Here is a 20,849-nt window from a genome sequence, read left to right on the forward strand (position 1 = left end):
ACAGGCCCACCGCCCTCGCATTCGCCTAAGCGAGACGTCACCCCAAGTTCGTTGGGGGAGGTGACACGGGTTTTGGTTTTGCATGTTTTGTTCCGCGAAGCTCCTTCCGTCGAGCTTGTCTCGGCGGAAGCAAGAAAAAAACAACACCAAACTTTGAGCGGTCCAAGCTAAGCGTCGCCGGCGAGCTCGTTGGCGAGCTGTTCTCGAAAGATTTTGCTGTTGTGGCGAATGTCCACCGGTAGTGGAGAATCACGCACGATGATTTCGTCGATCCGCATGGTCAGCGGATTGCGTTTGGCCAAGTCCAGCAACTCGGCGACCAGTTCACTGCGCTGCGCATCGGTTTGTGGCAATCGGTCTGGATAGGTTTCTACCATGACGACCGGTTTTTGATTGGGTCGCTGGCCGCGTGGCACCAAGGCGCTTCGGTACACCGCTGGATGTGCGTTGAAGATCGCTTCGCAGGGAACGCTGAACCAAGTCTTGTTGCCGTCAACCACGCGATGAGCTTTTCTGCCACAGAACCAAAATCGGTTGCCATCATCCAAGTAGCCGACGTCACCCATCCGATGCCACACGCGATCTCCATCGGCGACTTTGTGAATCGCGTTTTGATCCGCCCGAACAACATACTGTGTCGTCACCATGGGGCCACTGACCATCAACTCACCGATCTTGCCCGTCGGCAGGATCTGAGCGGACGCGATGTCGGCAATCGGTCCGTCATCGATTGCGATCACGCGCCACTGCACGTCGGGGAATGGCGTGCCCACGCAGACACCTTTGCCTTTCGCGGCGGCCGGCCCTGTTTCCGCGATGACTTGACGCGACTCGATCGATGCGATCGGCAAGGCTTCGGTTGCACCGTAGGGCGTGTGAATGTCGGCATCGGGATCGATCAGTTCGCGGAGCCGCAGCATCGTTTCTGCGGGAACCGGAGCGCCGGCGGAGAGCACGCGTTTGAGTGTTGGAAAGGGACGTGGGACGTTGTTGTTTGCAGCCCAGCGGACGACGGTGTTCCAAAGTGCCGGTGAACCGAACGCTTGGTCGATCTCCCATTGCTGGCAGGCTTCCACTAATCGCTGCGGATTCACGTCCGCTGGTCGAGTCGGGTCCATGTCCGGGATCACCGTGGTCACACCCATCACGGCGTCGAACAAACCGAACAATGGAAAGCACGCGAGGTCTTTGCTGCCGCGATGGATGTCGTAACGCGCGCGGATGCGATCGATTTGCGAATGAAATGTTCCGTGCGTGTAGAGCACGCCCTTGGGTGGACCGGTGCTGCCGGTGGTGAAGATGATTGCGGCGGGATCACCATCAGTGACGCTCGGCATCGCGACGTCGGTTGAATCCAGTGGCTTTTCGCCGAGCGATTTGATTTGCGCCAGCGTTTTTCCACCCCAAAACCAGCGACGCCCCACCGTCACGTTCCACCGAGCGTCAGGAAATCGACCACGCAGGACCGAGCGTACGGCTTGCGCTTTGGGGATTCCCACAAATCCATCTGGTCGAGCGTCCGCCAGGCAGCGAACCAAGTGTTTGCGGCCCATTCCGGGGTCGATCAATACGGACACCACGCCTGCTTTGAGCAATGCAAAGACGAGCTCAATGAATTGAGCGCTGAACGGGACCAGCATCGCCAGACGCATGCCCGGGCGAACGCCCCAACGCAGCAATCCCCTCGCGATGGCTTCGCTGGATTCGTCCAAGCTCTGAAAGGTTGTCAGCGAGTAACTTCGATTGCCGTCAGGTTGGGGCGGACCGTCGGGTTGTGCAATGGCGATCCCTCCGGGCGTCAATCCGGCGATGGCCCTCAGTCGTGCGGCAACGTTTCGATCCGTAGATGTCATGAGGAAACCGCCGCGTTTGCATCAGGAACGCAGGTTTGCTGCAGGGCATGAATGATCCGCTCGGCCAAGTTTTCGTGGATCACACTTTGAGCACCCCGCCAACCTGGAATCGCGTTGACCTCCAACAACATCGGACCCTGGTCGGAATCGATGAAGTCCACCGATGCAAAGGTCAGTCCGATCCGTTTGGTGATCCGCAACGCTTGTCCTGTCAGTTGTTCGCTGGGCGTGATTCGCGAAGGCAAGGCGCCGACGGACACATTGGTGCGAAAGTCGGCGGGATTTTCTCGCCTGATCGCGAACACATCTTCGCCGATCACCAAAAGTCGTGTATCACGGCCTCCCGGCAAAACGAATTTCTGAACATAGAAAACGGCATCCAAACGCTCGAGAGTCGCAAACGTGTACCAAGCGAGTTGTTCGTCCGTGATCCGCATCACCCCGCGTCCTTCGCCGCCAAAGATCGGTTTGACCACGCAGTCGCCGCCGAGTTCGCGAAACGCGTCCATTGCTGCGCGACGCGATTGGACGACTCGTGTTGCCGGTACGGCGAAACCCAAGTTTGCGGCAACGGCCAGAGTCGCGAACTTGTCGATCGCAACCTCCAATCCCCGCGGCGAGTTGATGATTGGGTAACCGGCTGCTGCGTGCGCGTGCAGGATCGCCAGACGAAACGTGATCTGTTCCATCGATCCGGCTGGCATCGTGCGTGTCAAGATCGCGTCGAATTCGCTCAACCTCCCCGCATCGCAACGCAACTGGACGGGGCTGCGAGAGTCGTTCGACGCATCAATGTCAGACTGCAGCGATTCATAGCTCGCTTGCGAGAGCGACACGCCGGCGTGATCGGCCGCGGCGGCGAGTTGATCGAAGTGCCAACCGGGGCCACCGCCCAGCACGAGAAAACGGAAGCCGGTCATGACCCCAACGAAGCCCTTAACCCGAACGAGGTTCTGAGCACATCGACGTCGAGTTTGCCTGCGGAGAACGTGCGGCCGGAACAAAGGTTGTGGATCGTCACCATCGCGGGACTGAACAACAATGGGTCGACCTTATAGAAATCGTATTCGTAGTCCTTGAAGATTTGTGCGAAGGGACGCCCGTAGTCGGACGAGGAACAACTGGGGACTTCCGCGATCAACTCGGCGACTTCCTCATCATCGCACTCCACCCACAAAGTCACGCGGGCTCCGTACAGCATCGCATCGTTGGTTCGTCCGATTCCGGCAACCATGTCGCCCGGTTTTGCGGGCGGCGGCAGCGGAGCGAAACCGGTTGCCGAAATGATGGAGGTCACGTCAAACTCCAGTTCGTGCAGTTTGTGCATGGCAGTTTCGATGCTTCTCGCGACCACTTGGACGCTGCCGGCGATCGAAGTGCTGGGGGCAATCGCCAGAGAGATTTTATCAGGCGATACACCACAGTCTTTGGCGATCAACGCGATGGCCGATGCACTGGGATACTTGTCCGACTCCAAGACTCCCACTGCATGTTCGCTCGGTTCGGTAAGCCCCAGTTCAGTCAGCACCGGTTCTTTGCCCCTCAGCAAACGCATCGGGCCGCTGCCCATGGCAAAGAAATCGTCGGTCTGAATCGGCCACCCTGCGTACTGGCATCCGAGGCAGGAGATCAGTGGATTGTCGGTGTGAACGAACACACCGTTTTCAACGGCGAATGTGCCGGGGTCGCAGGGAGTGATGCTCACGTCGGCTTCACCGCCCATGCAGATTTTGGCCAACAGGAGTCCAGCGGCAAGCGAACCGGGGCGATTGATGCCGGCGTCCAGCAGCGTCGCACCTTCGACCGACGCCACGCATGTGCCGCGAATCGCATTGTCAGACGGGCTGCGGGGGATCCATCGGGCGGCTCGTGAATTGATGGACAGCATCTGCGACTCATTCGGGTTGGCATTCATGAGAAAAAATGTCTCGCAAGATCGCCTGCCTGTCTAGCGGGCTGTTGATTTGGCGCGTCACGCAATCCTTGTGAGCCGATGGCGCTAGCCACGGGCCTTGTGAGCCGATGGCGCTAGCCACGGGCTTCGAAGGGTTCGATCATGACCATAAAGCCCGCGGCTATCGCCGTCGGCTCACTCAATCAACGGGACTGCACAAAACCGACTCAATACGTCATCTTAACAAGTGCCGTTTTTGACAGAATCCTCACGCAGTCCAGCAATCCCCGGCAACGCGACATGGCCCTCGACATCATCATGCATCCCCACCCGACCCTGCGGTATCAGAGCAAGCCGATACGGCGGGTGGATGCCGAATTACGCAAGATTGTCGACGAGATGTTTGACTTGATGTACGAATCCAGCGGCGTCGGACTTGCGGCCAACCAAGTGAACTTGCCGCTCAAGCTGTTTGTCGCCAACCCGTCTGGGGTTCGCGGGGACGGCGAAGAATTTGTTGTCATCAATCCGGAAATCCAACGCCCCAAAGGCAGCGAAGTAGCCGAGGAGGGTTGCTTGAGTCTGCCCGGTGTGCTGGGAGATGTGAAACGCCCCAAGTCGATTCAGTTGAGTGCTTACGATTTGAAGGGAAACGCGGTGGACGTGACCGTGGATGGATTCCTGGCGCGAGTCTTTCAACATGAAATCGATCACCTCAACGGCATCATGTTCTTTGATCGAATGGCCGATGATGCTTTGGCGGAGATCGCGGGCAGGATCCAAGAGTTCGAGCTGGATTTTCGCTCCCGTCAGTCCGCCGGCGGCTTGGCGGACGATGCGACTTTGTTGGCTGAACTGACTCAATGGACCGACAAGTACGCGTGAGGTGAGGTCAGGGTATGTCAGCCTGGAAAGGCTGACGTACGAGTGACTGACTTACTTTTTCCCATTCCCAGCGGAGCGGACTGCATGCGATTGATTTTGATGGGCACCGGACCTTTTGCGGTACCTTCCTTTGACGCCCTCCGAGCAGCCGGTCACGAGATTGCATTGGTCGTGACCAAACCCGAGCCGCAGGTCCGTAGTCGCAAAGGACCGCCGCCGGCACCGGTTCGCCAATGGGCGACGGAGAATGACTTGCCCGTGTTCGACCCGGTCAGCATCAATGAGTCGGATGCGATCTCGCACATCACATCGCTGCGTGCGGACTTGCTCGTCGTTTGCGACTACGGGCACATTTTGGTCTCCGGCGCTTTGGCAGCGGCCCCGCTGGGCGGGATCAATCTGCACGGTTCGTTGCTGCCCGCCTACCGAGGCGCCGCACCGGTTCAGCGAGCCCTGCTCAGCGGCGATCGCGTTACCGGTGTCACGGTGATCCACATGACGCCCAAGCTCGATGGTGGTCCTATCTTGGCGTCAGTGGAGACCCCGATCCGAGACGATGAAACCGCCGGTGAATTAGAAACACGTCTTTCTGAACTCGGCGTTGCGATCACGTTGCGATCGGTCGAAATGCTGGCACAGTGGGATCGACAGAGCGAGATCGGAGAACCGCAGGATCCGGCGAAAGTCAGCAAAGCCCCACGGTTGAACAAGGCCGAGGCAAACATCGACTGGACCCGCACGGCACGTGAAATCGACTGCCTCGTCCGCGGCATGCAGCCCTGGCCGGTCGCCTTCACTCACGTGGCGACCCACCCGGACAAGCCACCGGTGCGGCTGGCGATCTTGGAGGTCGAAGCGGTTGAGGCCGATACATCCGGTCTCCAGCCGGGCCAAATACTCGGCGATGGAAACTTTTCTGTCGCGGTGGGTGATGGTGCGATCGCCGTCAAAAGGCTGTGTCCTGCGGGAAAACGCGAGATGGGAGGAGAAGAGTTTCTGCGTGGACATCAGCTCGGCCGTGGAACACCGCTGTCGTGAAACCGGAATCAGCAGGTTTGGTTTCAAGATGTAACGATTGTCCGGCCGATACGCATTGCAACGACTATTCTCGTTCCGCTTTTGCACTGTTGACGCAGTTTCGACTGGAAGGCACCCAAGCCATGAGCCGCACCACCAAACCTGGACCGATTGCCCGAACCGCCGCGATGCTGATTGTCGCTGGAGGATTGCTGGCCAGCACCGGGTGTCAAGTCTCGATGAACGGCCAGAACCTGCCAAGCCCCTACTATTTGCAGGACGACATCCAGTATTTCCCAGCCGGGCCAGAGTTTAAACTCAGCCGTGAAGCTGCCGCGCTGCGGGCCGCAAGGGCTCAGGAGAAACTGGATCGGCAGTAACGTCCAAGTAGTCTGGGACAGCTAGAAGTTAGGGTTTGCCGACGTGGATCTTGCCAAAGATCCCACCGCTACAGGATCTTTAACAAGATCCACTACCCTAAAGATAAGTTGTCCCAGACCACTAAGTACTTTCTGCTGAGTCCCGTTTGGATCCTGCTCCCATCAATCCGTATCAAGCACCTCAACCGTCCGTTGAGGTGCCGACACTGGAACGTCTGCTCGGCTCCGAACCGCTACGGTTTGAGTTCACGCTGACGGACCAGGGTATCCGACGCGCGTTGCGAACCACTCAAATCCGCCCGGAGATCATCAATCTACGCGGCGGCTGCGGATTTCTTGCCATTGTGCCACTCGCGTTCCTCACGTTCGCACTCTTGGTCGGCGGCACAAGCCTGTTGATGCTCGGATTCACCATCGTCATTTTTTCGATGAGTGTCTTTCCGACGCTTTATTTGATGCGCACGCTGGTCAAAGCACACCAGCATATCACGGGGCCGGCTCGTGGTTGGATCGATGCGACATCGCTGCATATCGAGCAAGCGAACCAGACACGCATCATGTATTTCGATGCATTGGTTTCCGCAAAACACTCTCAGGACTGGTGGGCGCTGTCTTTCGAACAGACCCGCAGCCAAATGGAGTTCTTGCCCCGGTCCGCGTTCACCGATCAAGGTCGACTGGAGGACACGATCACAGTCGTTGATCAGTTGATGCCGGACACGAAACCACAGCCCGTGGACCTGCGTCGATTGGAATTGCCGACAAGGCCTCTGGAATTCACGCCGGGTGACAACGCGATCCTCTACTCTGGCAAACTCTACATGGAGGATTTGGTCAACACCGAGTTCATGTCGATCAACCGGAGGGCGGCTAAGATTTCATGGTTCATCGTGCTGCTCATCTTGATCGCAGCGATTGTGATCAGTGTGACGCTTGGCGACAGTTTTTTTACCGCACTCACTGCAGTGGTTTACGTGTCGGTATTCTTGCTGCTCATCGTCAGAGCATACCTCAAGATCCGCAGAGCCAAGAAACACAGCCGCGACGACACCCAGGACAAACAGATCGTGTGGTGTTCCCGCGGCTGGTTTGACGCTGACGGCATCGTGTCCTCCACGATCTCCGGTGAATCCAAAACGAAATGGGCTCACTTCACCAAAGCCGAAGTGACTGATCGCGTGATCGCATTGCAGAGTCCATCGCCCAGAGCTTGGCATCTCTTTGGCCGAGATCAATTCGAAAACGACGAGCAGTGGGGCAACGCGACTGATTTGGTTCGAAACAGCGGCTTGTTGATTGAATCGTAGGTAGGTCACTCTTGACCGAACTGGTGCACTTAGGCAGGAAAGAGTGACTAGTGCATCGTCCAGTCTTAGAACGTGGGTTCGGTAGATGAGCCGTTTTGGCGTTAGCCACGGTTTTCGTGACACAACCGTGGCTATCGCCAAAACGGCTAACCCCAAAATCAAGACCGGACGATGCACTAGTGCATGGGCGCCTGTCACCACGACGCAAGTGGTAGTATCGACTTGGTTTACGTTGAAAGTAGGACGTTAGGTTTTGCCGATAGGGGATCTTGCCAAAGATCCCACCGCTACATGATCTTTAACTACCCTACAGATATGCTACAGGATCTTTAACAAGATCCACTACCCTACAGATATGTTGTCCCAGACCACTAGCCTAGTGATCTCACCGGTCGCCTTCTTTGTCATTGGCGTCGAATTGACAACAATCATGCGCTCTGCTCGACTAAAATCTCTGTCAGTCGACCCTCTGCCCCTCAATTTCGGACCAACATCATGCGACTCGGGATCTGTCTGCTCCTGGCCATTGCTGCCACTTGTCTGTTTGTAAACAGCTCCAACGCTCAAGGCCTGGACTCGGCCAAGCAATCGGTTGTCGCTTTCGACATCCAGATCGCCAAAATCCGCAGTGGATCTCTGGCGCAAAAAATGCACTTTGACGACATGATCGCCGAAGCTCAGCGTAACCAGCGAATGAATGAAGTCGACCTGACCAAGGTTGACCGAATCATCGGCTCGGTCAGTGCACCTGAAGGTATCGCTGCCGTTGCCGGAATGGGGCGTGGCGATAATCTCCCGATGGACTTCTTTGTGAGAATTCTGTTCAGCGATGCCGCTGGTGCAGAAAAGATGTATCAAGAGTTCCTGGGTAAGAGCAAAGTCGTGGAAGCCAATGGACGCACTTTTCTGAGACCCAAAACGGAGAACGATCCACAGAACATTTCGATTTGCCGCATCGACCCCAAGACGATCGAGTTTGGTACCGATGGATACGTGATGCAAACCACACGAAACTTTCGCACCGATAAGCTAACAGCGACCTGGAACGCGATGCCCAACAGCCCCGTGCGTGTTGCCGTGGACTTGGATGGCGCTCAAGCGTTGATTACAGAAGCCGTTGCGATGGCACAGCAGCAGTTGCCGCCCCAAGCGATGATGTTTGTGGACATGGTGACCAAGATGTCGACGCTCAGCATCGTCGCAGATCCCGATGACAGTCCAATGTTGTTGTTGACCACGACCGGTAAAGACGCCGAAGCAGCCACAGCGATAGAAGCCACACTGAACGGAGTCCTGGGTATGGCTCGCGTCGGTGGCCAACAAGCCGTTGACTCGATGAAAGAGTCGGATCCCGAACTGGCAGCAGCCGGAGCCTCCATCTTGGCAAGCCTGCAAGCAAAACGAAATGACTCTGTCGTCACAGTCGAAATCCAACGTCCTGCGGGATTGGAGGAAGCCTTGTCGGCAGCGATCACCAAAGCACGAGGCACGGCCCAACGAATGAAGGGCATGAACGACGTCAAACAAGTCGCTTTGGCGATTCATAATTTCGAAGCCTCCTATGGCCGACTGCCATGGGCGCCCTTGAACGACCAAAGCGATGATTTGAGCTGGCGGGCCAGGGTGTTGCCGTTTGTGGAGCAAGCCCGCTTGTACGACCAGCTGGACATGACGAAGGGAGCTGCCGATGCGCCCAACAGCCAATTTGCCGATCAGATGCCGATCGTGTTCGGTGCGGACGGATCGCACTCAGGCATCTACACGGTTTCTCACGACGTGATGCCGAGTCGATTTCGTGACATCATCGACGGCATGTCCAACACGATCATGTTGATTCAAACCGATGGCGACGTGCCGTGGCTGAAAAAGGGTGATTTGACGATCGATGAAGCCGTCACCGTGATCACTTCGTTGCCACCGGGACAATCCGTCAACGTCGGCTTCTACGACGGCAGCGTCCGGGCGATGGACTCCAGCGCCTCAGCCGACAACCTCCGCGCGATGATGACCTACAACGGCAAAGAAGTCATCGAGTTTTAGTAGTGGTAGGTCATGCTCTGCATGACATAAACCTGTGTCGGGCTTGCTATCGTTTGACCCGTAGCCGAAGGCGTAGGAAGCACCACCAACAGGATTGCACCGCAGCGTCATAAGCCGCGTCCGCCTACGCCTTCGGCTGCGGGTCAAACGCAGTGGTCGGTCATGCTCTGCAGGACCGACCACCGCTTACCTTGCATCGATGACTTCGATTCTTGGTTCGGCCAAGTACACGATCGGCATGTCGCCGGTGTCGGTTGTGAAGTAGGGAATGTGATAGATGCCACATCGAAGTTGTCCGCCGCCGGTCGGGTCGACTTGTTGCCATCCGGTTTCTTCGCGATAGAACTCGGCCCAGATGTGTCCGGCGCTGCCGTAAAACCAACCGCCAATCTGTCTGCTGGGGACACCGGCGGCGCGAGCCAGGGTGACGAAGCAATCGGAGAAGTCCCAGCAGTGACCGAAACGCTGGTTAAGAACCTGCAGTGTTCCCCATCGTGACCCGGTTTGCCCGGAGTACTTGAGGTTTCGGCCGGGGGCGAGCCATTGCAGAATCGCCATGGCTTTGGCGCCATTGGAGTCTCGACCGGCTGTGATCTGTTTGGCAAGTTCAACGATCTGAGGTTCATCGGCCGGCCAAAAAGTTGTAGCTGCGGTCATTTCGCGTCCGGGAGGCTCGCGTTGTTGCGTCAGCCCGGTCATGCCAACGGTCACGTCCATCGCGGTCGTCACATAGGGGACGCCGTAACGCTGTGGCGGTTCAGGAAACGTGTAGTGGACAGAGCTGCCGCCAGCGGTCGCGCCGGAGGACTCTGGCTCAAAGAGGTAATCACTAGCGACTGGGTTGGAAGCGGGTTTTCTAAGTTTGAGTGAATTGCCAAAGGTGAATTGTTGGGCAAGTTCGCCGATTTCCGCTGCGGCATTCTCATCATCCTCCGTAGCGACCGACGCGAATTCTTGGAACAGTGGGTTGCAAGCCATGTAGTCGGCTTTTTCAATCAAGGCCAGTTGAGCCGTCACCCGGTATCGCACTTGATTGGGTTTGGGCAACAGGCCCAGCTCATACGACGTCTTCAACGCCAACGCTTCATCGGCATCTTGGCCGACGTATTCGACCACCGTCGTTCCTTTCTTGACACAATACGGATAGGGCTTCAGTTTCAATAGCGCCGAATGAATCGCGTCGGCATCGGCAGCCGTAACAGCTGTGAACGCATTGACTTGGATAGTTCGCCCGTGCACGCGCAAGACGGTGTTGGAGAGTCGATTGACGTTACCGCCAAATTTTTCTCCGATCATTTTGGCTTGATCAGTCGGAATGGCCAGCGATCGGGAAACGAACACGCCCGGTGGCAAACCGCTAAAAATGGATTCCGTGGGTGGATCGCATCGAGCGGGTGTGATGATCGAAAGCACCAGGGCGATGGCGAACAGAGTTGAGAGAGGTTTTGGCATCGGATTATGTTTTATTGGTCGTCAATCGGGGGTCTTTCAGCATAACAGAGTCGTGATGACCGGACTTCAGGCGATTCGAGAAGACTCGCTTGAGCGGGCGTGTGTATACTGGAGCGAATAGCGAATTCCAGGGCATGCTGGCTGGGCCAGGTTGAATCGAGCCGACACAATTGGGCCGACACAATGGGGCCGAGTCTGAGCATCCGCCAAACTTTCCCCTGAATCTAAAACCAACATGAAACGACGTCATTTCCTTGGGGCTGGTGCGGTCGCCACCCTTGCACTCGCAAAGCCTGGTTTCTTGTACGCGTTGGATGCGGACAATGTCTATCGAAAGAACATCGGGATTCAACTTTACACGCTGCGGAATCAGATCAACGCCGATGTCAAGGCGACCCTCAAAGCGGTCGCCGATGCCGGGTACCGTCAGGTGGAACCGTACGGATTTCCCAATGCCGTGCCGATGATCCAGGCGGCTCGCGACAACGGCATGGAAATTCACTCCAGCCACTTTGACTGGGACAGCGTTGTCAATCCGGATGACAAAGGTGTTCGCCCGTTTTCAGAGATCCTCGATGCGGCCAAAGACGCCGGGCTGACTCATTTGGTGGTCCCCTATTTGGCCGATCGAAATCGCAAGAATCTGGACGACTACAAACTGCTGGCCGAGAGATGCAACAAAGGGGCCGAGGAAGCAAAGAAGGCGGGCATCCAGCTTGCCTACCACAACCATGCGTTTGAATTCAAACCGATGGATGGCGGTAAGACAGGCTACGACGTGATGATGGCTGAGTTTTCCGACGAGATGAAATTTGAAGTCGATGTGTTTTGGGTCGAGGTCGGCGGGCACAACCCGGTCGACCTGATCGGCAAACTGAAGGGCCGTGTGTCGCAATTGCACCTCAAAGATTTGAACGCATCAGTGAAGACACCGAATTTTGGTTCGGTACCCAACGAAGCGTTTGAGGAACTCGGCGACGGCGTGATCCCGATGGAGCCGATCATCAAGGCAGCAGCCGACGCAGGCGTCACGCACTGTCATGTCGAGCAGGATCAATCGCCCGATCCGCTGGCAAGCATTCGGCAGAGCATCGACTACCTCAAGACGCTGTAGCGTTCGAGTGGTTTGTCAGCCCAGGTGGTTTGTCAGCCCAGGTTGGCTCGGTTCTGCATCATCATCGACTTCATGAAATCCGGCACGGCTCCGATGTAGCAATCGCAGTGACTGCAAACCGATGCCGATGCGGAAACGGATACGCCGCAACGGGTACATGGACGCATCAACTCGGTCTCCGAGGGTGCGGTATGACTTGGAGGTGGGGTTCCCAGAATTCGGACCACAGCGGTGTCTGAGACCTGCTGCTTGTAGGTTTCACCAAAAATGAACTTGCTCTTGCATTTCGGGCAAGCGATTTGTTTGCCGATCAGTTGAGCCGGTCCTCGCAGTTTGTGTCCATTGGGACAATCGCATGTGAGTTTTTCATCGGTGGGTCGTACCATTCTTGTTCCCTTTCCCGTGTTTGTGATCGGCCGAAGGTGAGTGCAAAGCATCAAACTCAGCCTGTTGTCTTACGATGGTCCGTCATGATCGACTGGAGCATGAATCATTGGTGCCCGTTCAGGTCGCATGGCATCGCCAAGTCATCGGATTTTCTGTTCGCTGAGAATCGTAGGATCTTGGCAATTCCGCCATCCGCGTCCCTTCGCCACAGGGCGATCGAAGCGAGAAGGGGCAATTTCTGATTGTTTTGTATCCAGTGATTGAACCACACAAGCCAAGGCTTGTTTCGAAAAGAAATCGGGCGATCAAAGCGATTGTTTTGGGAAGTTTTCCTGTTTCACGCTTTTCCCCTCCTTTTCGTGCCCTCTGCAACAGTCATTCACGCGTCAGCAACATCTCTCGCTTTTTCCCGCAGCGGTTTTCGTGGTAGAATGCACTCGTCGAAACGTGACACATTGCCCCAGCCAAATTGCTCCCGTCGAGGATCCCCCCGGTGCTCCGATCTCATCACCTGACCCGAGTTTGTGTTGTCGTTTTGGTGATTGCCACGCTGGGCTGGTTAAAAGTCTCGGCGGACGAAAAGCGTGCTGCTCCGCCGCAGTTTTCCGACAAGGACCTTGAAACCGTCTTCTTTGACAAACTCACGGACGCGTTTCGGGGAGAACGTCCTTCCTTGTCCAAAGTCCGCAAGGCCGCTGCGGCGACAAACGTCGCTGCTGACACTGCGCCGGCGGCCGGTTCCAACGGTGGGGCGGCGGAGGGAGGAAATCTATGGACAAAGCTGATCACGCCGGTCTCGCTGGAGGACGAAGTGAAGCGGGTGAAGCTGCACTACGACGGCGTGATCACCACGCCCAGCGCGTTCAACAGCGGTGGCTATCAAGATGCAAGATTGGACCTGACGATCCTGGCCACCATGTTCGCCGTCATCTCCGAGCACGAAGGAGACGTGCGTTGGAAAAGCAGTGCCGCGGCGGCTCGCGACATCTTGGCTCGAACCGCGTTTCGCTGCAGCTCAGGCTCGACCCAGGTCTACAATGAAGCGAAGACGCGGAAAGCGGACTTGCAGGATTTGGTCAGCGGATCGGGACTTTCCGGCCCGGCCAGTTCCGAAGCCAACGACTGGTCCGTCGTCGCCGATCGTTCGCCGATGATGGAGTACTTGGACGAGCTGAAGGAATCACTCAAAGGAGCGACCAATAGCGAGAGCACGGTCAAAGATGACCCAGCGACCGCACGTCGAAACGCAGAGCTGATCGCAGTGGTCGGTGAAGTCTTGATTCAGGAAGGGCTCGATGACGCGGACGATAAAGACTATGTAGCGTTCAGCAAAGTGATGACGTCGGCGGCCAGCGATGTGACTCGAGCGATTGAACTCGGCGACTACGATGCGGTTCGAAAAGCCGTCGGCGCAGTCACGCAAAGCTGTGACACATGCCACGACCAATACCGATAACAGCCCTCCCCGTAATGGGATTCGCCAGAATTCCCCCCAGAACAAAACATCAACTCTCAACGGAAAGGAATTCCCCAGAATTCCCTTCGCAACGGGTGTCGGACGAAGTCCATTGACTGAAAGGATGAAACCATGGCACCGAGTGATCCGCTACGTCGCAGCATGGCCAACGTTTCGATCGGCCAGTATCTGATCCAACGCTTGCGTGACTATGGGATCGAACAAATGTTCGGCATCCCAGGCGACTACGTGTTGTCGTTCTACAGCGAACTGGAAAAGAGTCCGATCGAAGTCATCGGATGTACGCGAGAGGACTGCGCCGGCTTCGCCGCGGATGCCTACGCGCGGCTCAGGGGCATGGGAGCCTTGTGTGTCACCTACTGTGTCGGCGGATTGAGCGTTTGCAATTCGATTGCCGGCGCTTATGCGGAGAAATCACCAGTGGTCGTGATCAGCGGATCGCCGGGTCTGAAGGAACGTGGCGGCGGGACGTTGCTGCACCACATGGTCCGCGACTTTCGGACTCAATATGACGTCTTTGAAAAGTTCACCATCGCGGGTACGGAGCTGTCCGATCCCGTCACCGCGTTTTCCGAAATCGATCGTGTCCTGGACGCTTGCGATCGTTACAAACGACCTGTCTACATCGAATTACCCAGAGACATGGTGCATGTTGTTCCGCCGGTGACCCATGGCTACCGAGGCCACGTGCGTGAACCAGACTCCGGTGCGACAGCAGAAGCCGTTGCCGAATCGGTGGCCCGAATCGCCCAAGCCGAGAAGCCGGTCATCATTGCCGGGATCGAAATCCATCGCTTCGGACTGCAAGACGAGTTGCTCGCACTGGCGGACAAATCGCAAATCGCGATCGCGACAACCATGCTGGGCAAGAGTGTGGTGAGCGAACGTCACCCTCGGTTCATTGGATTGTACGAAGGAGCCCTGGGAAATCAGGATCTGACACGGTTCGTGGAGGAAAGCGATTTGGTGTTGCTGTTGGGCGCCTTTCTCAGTGACATCAATCTTGGGATCTACACCGCGCAACTGGACCCGACTCGCTGTATCTATGCGACCAGTGAAGAAATCCGGATTTCGCATCATCACTACCACAACGTTTTGCTGCGAGAGTACCTGCAGTCGCTCGTGGCGTCCGAGCTGAAGCCCACCGGGCGGACGATTCCCACTTCGTTGGTCTGTGGAGCAGGTGAAGTTGGCCAGGACCACGAACCTGCCGACGAACCGCTGACAACGAGCTGGATGGTAAAACGGCTCAATCGCCTGATTGATGCCGACACGATTGTCATCGCTGATGTCGGAGACTCGTTGTTTGCGGCCACCGAGTTGACGATTCATGATCGAGGCGAGTTCCTCGCACCGGCATACTACACCTCCATGGGTTTCAGCATTCCGGCCGCCTTGGGTGCGGCCACTGCATGCTCAGACCATCGAGTCGTTGTGCTTGTCGGCGACGGTGCCTTTCAAATGACCGGTCAAGAACTCAGCACGCTGGTGCGTTACGGTCACAATCCCATCGTGATCTTGTTGGACAATCACGGATACGGAACCGAACGCTTCTTGCACGCCGGTCAGTGGCGGTACAACGAGATTCAACCGTGGAACTATACCCAGCTATTGTCCGTGTACGGTCGCGGCGAGTCTCACTTGGTGACCACCGAGCGAGAGTTCCAGGCGGCCTTGGAGCATGCGTGGCGAACGACCGATACGCCGCATTTGATCCAAGCCAAACTGCTAGAGGGCGACGCCAGTCAGACCCTCAAGAACTTGGCCGAACGAATGGGCAAGAACGTCGGCTGATATCCAACAGATTGAACGGCACTGTTTAATCGCATGGTTCCGATCGAATCAGCTGCTCCGTTTCCTAACAGCAAACCATTTCATGAAACGTACTCTGGCACTGCTTATCTTATTTTTCCTCGTTGCTTGCGATGTCATTGCCCAGACATGGCCGCAAGCGGCGGGTCCAAGCGGTGATTTCGTTGCCGACGGATCTGCGGTTTCTGATTTCAGCGTTTCACTCGACAAGAATGTGCTCTGGACGACGCCGCTGCCAAGCACCGGACAGGGGACTCCAGTCGTGGTCGACGGAAAGGTTTTTCTGACATCGCACGCTGCGATCTCAGCAGATAGCGAAACGGGCAGCGATATCCTCGGGATGTGTTTCGACGCGAAGACCGGCGTCGAGCTTTGGCGTCGCGAGATACCGGGCACCCGCGAAACCGACTTGTCCAGCTTGTTCAGCGACAACACTGCGGCATCGCCCGTTGCGACTGAACACGCGGTGTGCTTTATCAATGTGGGCGGCACCTTGGTCACCTTTGATCTTGATGGCAACGAACTGTGGCGATCGGTTTGGACTCCCTTTGGACGGCACCACGCCCGGGGACACGAACCGATGCTGCACGATGGCCACGTGATCTTGATGCATGTGCCTCGAACGGATTTGCCCATCTCGGCAACGACCAAAGCGGGTGCGCAACCTTTGGGGACCGACTACGAATTGTGGACACGTCTGCAAGCGTATGATCTTGCCACTGGGAAACGTTCTTGGATCGCCGACGCGGGGACTTCGGTTCACTGCACGTCGATCTTGCAAACGCTGCCGAATGGTCACCACGCGATTTTGACCGGTCGCGGAGGAGGCCACCAGCCGCCGGAGAAACCCTACGGACTTTCACTGATTGATGCATCCAACGGTCACAGCATCTGGGACCGCGAGATCCCGGGTTACGCGGCACATCAAAATGTGTGCTGGGACGGTCGTCGGATCGCGTGCATGATCGGCAGCGAACATTGCACGCTGGACGCGATGACGGGAAAGGAAATTCTGCGAGCATCATTGCTCGACAACGTAAGTATCTGTCGCCACATCGACGGACACTACGTCACGCAGCACAATCAGTCCTTGTCGGCCACCAAACAGCGTGCCAGAGGCATCACGTACCAAACCAACTGCTTGGTTGGCGACTATCACTATTTTTTGGCACACCATGATCATCTCGTCGGACGCGTGAATGTTCAGAGTGGAAAGGTCGAGTATTTGCAGGTGCCCGTCCAGGTGATTCGCAACCCGGGTAAGAGCGATGAACTGCTATGGGACAAGGCTCTGCCCAACGACATGAAGAACGCGGATGGTTTCCTCGCGACGCAGGACAAACGCAACGCGGGCAGCGGCTGGGGCCACGTTTCAGCGGCCAGCCCCATTGTCGTCGGTGACCTGATCTACATGCCCACGATGGTGGGAACGGTTTACGTTTTGAGATGGAACGCGGATGATTTGAACGCGGACGCATTGGTGTCCATCAGTGATCTCGGCCCGGCCGGCGAAACATGGTCCCTATCCAGTCTCGCCTACGCCGATGGTCGACTGTACGCGCGGACGCTGAAGCAGTTGATTTGCATTGGACTAGAGTGACGCTGGGCTATTTGCCCTTCGGTACTCTCACTTCGCTACTGGTCACACACGTCGGCGTCGGACAGCCATGATTCCGCCGATCAGTGTCAACAAGATGAATGCGGACGGCTCAGGAACCGCGCTGACTTGCCCCAGCATCACATGGTCGAAAACGTAACGCATCGTGCCGCTGCCGAGTTGCGTGGTCAAACGAACCTGTGAAATTGAATTGTTTCCGCCGTCGTCGTACAGGCCGAGGAAGTACGCCGTGTCATTGACTGGCAAATCCTCCTGCTCCAGGGCTGTCCCGACACTGACCGTCGCCAATCCACCGGTGGTCGACAATGCGATGGTGCCAGCATTGATCGGATTGAATCGATCAAAATAGACAAACAAACCAACCGAGTTCTGTGCCTGATCGAAGTCAAAGACAACTTCGCTGGTTTCATCAAATGTGACCGTCGGCGGAATCACTCCAATTGGATTCTCTCGGTTGACGAAATTGGAAACAGAATTGATGCCAAAGGTCGGGCCGTTTGCCAAAGCGTCTCCCCCGGCGTCGGAGATCATCAACACATCACCATTGGTCTCCGTAAAGGTGATCCCGCTCAACGCATTCAATGAGGTTCCGGACGCCGTCGAGTCAAAGTCGACAATCTGCTGAGTTGCCGAAGTGTTCGCGCCGTAAACTGTCAGCGATGACGTCGAAACAATGGCCGCAGAGGAAATCATAGGAAAGCACCCACAACCCACCACGACGGCTGAAATCAAGACAAGTCGATTCATGTCATTTTGCCCAAAAGATGAAGTATCACAGATGTGCTGGGCATTTTAGCGTACTCACACCCCTCAGTGGGGAAGCCAGGAACGCCATGCAACAAAAATGCGGCAACTGTCCACTGGTCCACTTGGACGGGCCCACTTGGACGTATGCTGATCCGCCCGCTGCGTCCTCTTCGTCGCCTTCGTCGCCTTCGTCCTATTCGCCCCGTCAGTGTCACTGCCAAACTGACGCAGCCCAGTGGCCTAGCGAAAAGACGCATTTGATTCCTGCTAGAATGATGGTCAGCAACGAACGAACCAATGCCCCCAAAAAAAGCATGTCGAGAGAATTCTGGCGAATCCCACTACGGGGTACGAGGGCGGGTGATTCGTTGCTGCTGAAGCTTGGAAAAGGTTGAAACCCAAACACCAATGGGATGTTTTTGATGTTGAGGATGAGTTTTCTCCTGTCTTTGTTCCTAATCTGCGTTGCAGGTGGGCTGAATGTCTGCGCGGCGGAGATCGATTTTTCGCACGAGATTGTTCCAATTCTCAATGCCAACTGTGTTACATGCCACGGTGGGCGAGAGAGCGAAGGCGATTTTTCGCTCAACACGCGAGAATCACTAGTTGATTCGGGCATGGTGGACATAGGCGACGCAGCGGCTTCTCATTTGGTCGATTTGATCGCGTCGGATGACACAGATATTCAGATGCCGCCGTCGGACCGACCTCGGATGTCGGATCGCGAGATCCAACTGATTCGCCGTTGGATCGACGAAGGAATGAAATGGGAGCCAGGGTTCTCGTTTGAAATTCGCAGCTACGAACCACCGGTGCGTCCGCGGCTGGTGACGCTGCCGCCGCCGACACCGGGGCGTGAACACCCGATCGATCGATTGTTAGATCGTTACCTTGCCGAGCGTGATCTGAACGTCCCCGCGACGATCGACGATGCAGCATTTCTCAGACGCGTCCATTTGGATTTGATCGGGCTATTGCCGACGCCGGAGCAATACAGCGATTTCCTCGCCAGCGGTGCAGAGGGTCGTCGTGAGAAACTGATCGATGATCTGCTATCCAGGCGGATCGAGTATGCCGATCACTGGCTCACTTTTTTCAACGATTTGCTGCGAAACGACTACAGCGGAACAGGTTTCATCACCGGTGGTCGAAAACAGGTCACGGAGTGGCTCTACTCGGCGTTGTTGGCCAACAAGCCCTTTGATGAAATGACACGCGAATTGGTTGCCCCGCCGACGGCGGCCAGCCAAGGTTTCATCGATGGGATCAAGTGGCGTGGAGAGGTCAGCGCCGGACAAACGAACGAGATTCAGTTTTCGCAAAGCATCTCGCAATCGTTCTTGGGGATCAACATGAAGTGTGCTTCGTGCCACGATAGTTTCATTGATCGCTGGACGCTGAAGGAAGCGTACGGATTGGCGGCGGTTTATGCGGACGCGCCATTGGAGTTGCATCGTTGCGATAAACCGACCGGAGAAACCCAAGCCGCCGCGTGGCTGTATCCGGAACTCGGACAGATAGATCCCAGTGCACCAAGAGCAGAGCGATTGCGTCAACTGGCCGGCTTGATGACCGATCCGCAAAACGCCCGCTATGCTCGAACGATCGTCAATCGCTTGTGGAACCAGATGATGGGCCGTGGTTTGGTTCATCCATTGGATGCGATGCAGACCGAGCCTTGGAATGAAGAGTTATTGGATTTCTTGGCCAACGATTTTGTCGCCAACGGATACGATTTGAAGTCCACCCTGCGACTGATCGCGACATCGGAGGCCTATCAATCTCGCACCGAAATCGTCGATGGCGACGACGGCGGTCAGTACGTTTACCGGGGACCTCGCCAACGTCGATTGACGGCCGAGCAGTTCGTTGACGCGGTTTGGCAATTGTGCTCCGCCGCACCGACCAAGTTTGATGCTCCGGTGTTGAGAAGCACTGTCACGGATGCCGAGATCGCACAAACGCAGATCACCGGTAAATGGATATGGGGGAAACTGCAAAACGGATCGTCACCGGGCGGCGAAGAATTGCTGATTCGCAAGACGATCGAACTGCCCGCGGACGTTTCTCAGGGTGGCGCCGTGATCACTTGTGACAACGAATATGTCCTCTACGTTGGCAATCGACAGATCATCGCGGGGACCGATTGGACTCAGCCGCAGGCTGTCTCAATGACCGGGGTGCTCAAGAAAGGTAGCAATCAGATTGTCATCAAAGCAAAGAATGCGGGGGCGGTGGGTGGAATGAACCCCGCCGGCTTGTTCTTTCAAGCTTCCTTGAAGCTGACCGACGGCAGCGAGGTCAGCATCGCGAGTGATGAGACATGGCAGTACAACCCCGAGGTGCCCGAGTCCCGCGAGGGCAGAATGTCGGCACCGAAACAGGGTTGGCAACCCGTTACAATCGTTCCAGGTCTGGATGTGTGGAACAAGGTGCTCGATGAGCAAGCCCGTCGGTTGTTGGCACCGATCATGACGACCGGTTCATCTGGCAAAATGATCCGGGCATCGTTGATGAAGAACACACCGTTGATGCAGTCCCTGGGGCGCCCGTTGCGTGAGCAGATCGTGTCGATGCGACCGGACGGCTTGACGACGTTGGAAGCCATCGATCTGGCGAACGCGGAGACGTTGACTCAGTGGTTGGCGCAGGGTGCCGAGCATTGGTCGGCTCGCGATTGGCAGACAAGTGACGCGTTGGTCGAGGAAATGTTTGTCGCAGCGTTGTCGCGTCAGCCGACACCAGGCGAACGGAACTTGTTGGTGGCTGCACTCGGCGAGCGTCCCGATCCGCAGTCCGTTCAAGACGTCATGTGGACGATTTTGATGCTGCCGGAATTCATGCTGGTGAGATAGCGTTGGTAAGA

At 56.4% G+C, this 20,849-nt stretch carries 16 protein-coding genes; 10 read left to right on the forward strand and 6 right to left on the reverse strand.

Translation table 11 applies throughout. From position 1 onward, the window contains the following. Positions 1–167 precede the first annotated feature (167 nt). Genes Pla52nx_RS17655 through mch form a run of 3 tightly spaced genes read right to left on the reverse strand, consistent with a single transcriptional unit; the run spans position 168 to position 3,768 of the window. Positions 168–1,853, reverse strand: a complete 1,686-nt coding sequence (locus Pla52nx_RS17655; RefSeq protein ID WP_146522033.1) for a fatty acid CoA ligase family protein — start codon at positions 1,851–1,853, stop codon at positions 168–170. Further along, positions 1,850–2,773: an ATP-grasp domain-containing protein gene (locus Pla52nx_RS17660; RefSeq protein WP_146522032.1), complete on the reverse strand. Its 924-nt coding sequence runs from the start codon at positions 2,771–2,773 to the stop codon at positions 1,850–1,852. The genes Pla52nx_RS17655 and Pla52nx_RS17660 overlap by 4 nt, the downstream gene beginning before the upstream one ends. Continuing rightward, entirely contained in the window at positions 2,770–3,768 is a 999-nt protein-coding gene (gene mch, locus Pla52nx_RS17665; RefSeq protein WP_231742284.1) for a methenyltetrahydromethanopterin cyclohydrolase, read from the reverse strand. Before mch ends, Pla52nx_RS17660 begins: the two co-directional genes overlap by 4 nt. Positions 3,769–4,047: 279 nt before the next feature. Between mch and def the strand changes: the two genes are divergently transcribed. From def to Pla52nx_RS17690, 5 genes are all read left to right on the forward strand, one after another. After that, entirely contained in the window at positions 4,048–4,632 is a 585-nt protein-coding gene (def, locus tag Pla52nx_RS17670) for a peptide deformylase (RefSeq protein WP_146522246.1), read from the forward strand. Positions 4,633–4,716: 84 nt separating this feature from the next. After that, positions 4,717–5,670: a methionyl-tRNA formyltransferase gene (gene fmt / locus Pla52nx_RS17675; RefSeq protein ID WP_146522245.1), complete on the forward strand. Its 954-nt coding sequence runs from the start codon at positions 4,717–4,719 to the stop codon at positions 5,668–5,670. A gap of 122 nt (positions 5,671–5,792) precedes the next feature. Then, on the forward strand, positions 5,793–6,029 hold the full coding sequence (locus Pla52nx_RS17680; protein WP_146522031.1) for a hypothetical protein: 237 nt from the start codon (positions 5,793–5,795) through the stop codon (positions 6,027–6,029). A 146-nt stretch (positions 6,030–6,175) separates the two neighbouring features. Beyond that, positions 6,176–7,336, forward strand: coding sequence for a hypothetical protein (locus Pla52nx_RS17685; protein ID WP_146522030.1), 1,161 nt, complete (start codon positions 6,176–6,178; stop codon positions 7,334–7,336). A gap of 495 nt (positions 7,337–7,831) precedes the next feature. Next, a complete protein-coding gene (locus tag Pla52nx_RS17690) occupies positions 7,832–9,376 on the forward strand; it encodes a DUF1559 domain-containing protein (protein WP_146522029.1) in 1,545 nt (514 codons plus the stop codon). Positions 9,377–9,562: 186 nt separating this feature from the next. Here the strand turns inward: Pla52nx_RS17690 and Pla52nx_RS17695 are convergent, their stop codons facing one another. Further along, positions 9,563–10,828 (reverse strand): transglutaminase-like domain-containing protein, encoded by a 1,266-nt coding sequence (locus Pla52nx_RS17695; RefSeq protein WP_146522028.1) that lies wholly within the window; start codon positions 10,826–10,828, stop codon positions 9,563–9,565. Positions 10,829–11,063: 235 nt separating this feature from the next. Here Pla52nx_RS17695 and Pla52nx_RS17700 point away from each other — a divergent pair, with 235 nt between their 5' ends. Continuing rightward, positions 11,064–11,942, forward strand: coding sequence for a sugar phosphate isomerase/epimerase family protein (locus Pla52nx_RS17700; RefSeq protein ID WP_146522027.1), 879 nt, complete (start codon positions 11,064–11,066; stop codon positions 11,940–11,942). 32 nt (positions 11,943–11,974) lie between these two features. Here the strand turns inward: Pla52nx_RS17700 and Pla52nx_RS17705 are convergent, their stop codons facing one another. Further along, entirely contained in the window at positions 11,975–12,328 is a 354-nt protein-coding gene (locus Pla52nx_RS17705) for a hypothetical protein (RefSeq protein WP_146522026.1), read from the reverse strand. A gap of 494 nt (positions 12,329–12,822) precedes the next feature. Here Pla52nx_RS17705 and Pla52nx_RS17710 point away from each other — a divergent pair, with 494 nt between their 5' ends. From Pla52nx_RS17710 to Pla52nx_RS17720, 3 genes are all read left to right on the forward strand, one after another. After that, positions 12,823–13,785: a cytochrome c gene (locus Pla52nx_RS17710; RefSeq protein ID WP_146522025.1), complete on the forward strand. Its 963-nt coding sequence runs from the start codon at positions 12,823–12,825 to the stop codon at positions 13,783–13,785. 132 nt (positions 13,786–13,917) lie between these two features. Continuing rightward, the gene (locus Pla52nx_RS17715; protein ID WP_146522024.1) at positions 13,918–15,600 is read left to right on the forward strand and encodes an alpha-keto acid decarboxylase family protein; all 1,683 of its coding nucleotides are present in this window, start codon (positions 13,918–13,920) and stop codon (positions 15,598–15,600) included. A gap of 82 nt (positions 15,601–15,682) precedes the next feature. After that, on the forward strand, positions 15,683–17,218 hold the full coding sequence (locus Pla52nx_RS17720; protein ID WP_146522023.1) for a PQQ-binding-like beta-propeller repeat protein: 1,536 nt from the start codon (positions 15,683–15,685) through the stop codon (positions 17,216–17,218). 42 nt (positions 17,219–17,260) lie between these two features. On the opposite strand, the gene Pla52nx_RS17725 is transcribed toward Pla52nx_RS17720, so the two are convergent. Further along, entirely contained in the window at positions 17,261–17,983 is a 723-nt protein-coding gene (locus tag Pla52nx_RS17725; RefSeq protein ID WP_146522022.1) for a PEP-CTERM sorting domain-containing protein, read from the reverse strand. 431 nt (positions 17,984–18,414) lie between these two features. On the opposite strand from Pla52nx_RS17725, the gene Pla52nx_RS17730 reads away from it, so the two are divergent. Continuing rightward, positions 18,415–20,838: a DUF1549 domain-containing protein gene (locus tag Pla52nx_RS17730; RefSeq protein WP_231742281.1), complete on the forward strand. Its 2,424-nt coding sequence runs from the start codon at positions 18,415–18,417 to the stop codon at positions 20,836–20,838. Positions 20,839–20,849 lie beyond the last annotated feature (11 nt).

The organism is Stieleria varia (genome assembly GCF_038443385.1).
Lineage (GTDB): Bacteria > Planctomycetota > Planctomycetia > Pirellulales > Pirellulaceae > Stieleria > Stieleria varia.

Coding starts and splice junctions, on each gene's coding strand:
- Pla52nx_RS17725 (WP_146522022.1), bottom strand. CDS start 17,983: ATGAATCGACTTGTCTTGATTTCAGCCGTCGTGGTGGGTTGTGGGTGC.
- mch (WP_231742284.1), bottom strand. CDS start 3,768: ATGAATGCCAACCCGAATGAGTCGCAGATGCTGTCCATCAATTCACGA.
- Pla52nx_RS17720 (WP_146522023.1), top strand. CDS start 15,683: ATGAAACGTACTCTGGCACTGCTTATCTTATTTTTCCTCGTTGCTTGC.
- Pla52nx_RS17660 (WP_146522032.1), bottom strand. CDS start 2,773: ATGACCGGCTTCCGTTTTCTCGTGCTGGGCGGTGGCCCCGGTTGGCAC.
- Pla52nx_RS17690 (WP_146522029.1), top strand. CDS start 7,832: ATGCGACTCGGGATCTGTCTGCTCCTGGCCATTGCTGCCACTTGTCTG.
- Pla52nx_RS17655 (WP_146522033.1), bottom strand. CDS start 1,853: ATGACATCTACGGATCGAAACGTTGCCGCACGACTGAGGGCCATCGCC.
- Pla52nx_RS17715 (WP_146522024.1), top strand. CDS start 13,918: ATGGCACCGAGTGATCCGCTACGTCGCAGCATGGCCAACGTTTCGATC.
- Pla52nx_RS17730 (WP_231742281.1), top strand. CDS start 18,415: ATGAGTTTTCTCCTGTCTTTGTTCCTAATCTGCGTTGCAGGTGGGCTG.
- def (WP_146522246.1), top strand. CDS start 4,048: ATGGCCCTCGACATCATCATGCATCCCCACCCGACCCTGCGGTATCAG.
- Pla52nx_RS17700 (WP_146522027.1), top strand. CDS start 11,064: ATGAAACGACGTCATTTCCTTGGGGCTGGTGCGGTCGCCACCCTTGCA.
- Pla52nx_RS17695 (WP_146522028.1), bottom strand. CDS start 10,828: ATGCCAAAACCTCTCTCAACTCTGTTCGCCATCGCCCTGGTGCTTTCG.
- Pla52nx_RS17705 (WP_146522026.1), bottom strand. CDS start 12,328: ATGGTACGACCCACCGATGAAAAACTCACATGCGATTGTCCCAATGGA.
- fmt (WP_146522245.1), top strand. CDS start 4,717: ATGCGATTGATTTTGATGGGCACCGGACCTTTTGCGGTACCTTCCTTT.
- Pla52nx_RS17680 (WP_146522031.1), top strand. CDS start 5,793: ATGAGCCGCACCACCAAACCTGGACCGATTGCCCGAACCGCCGCGATG.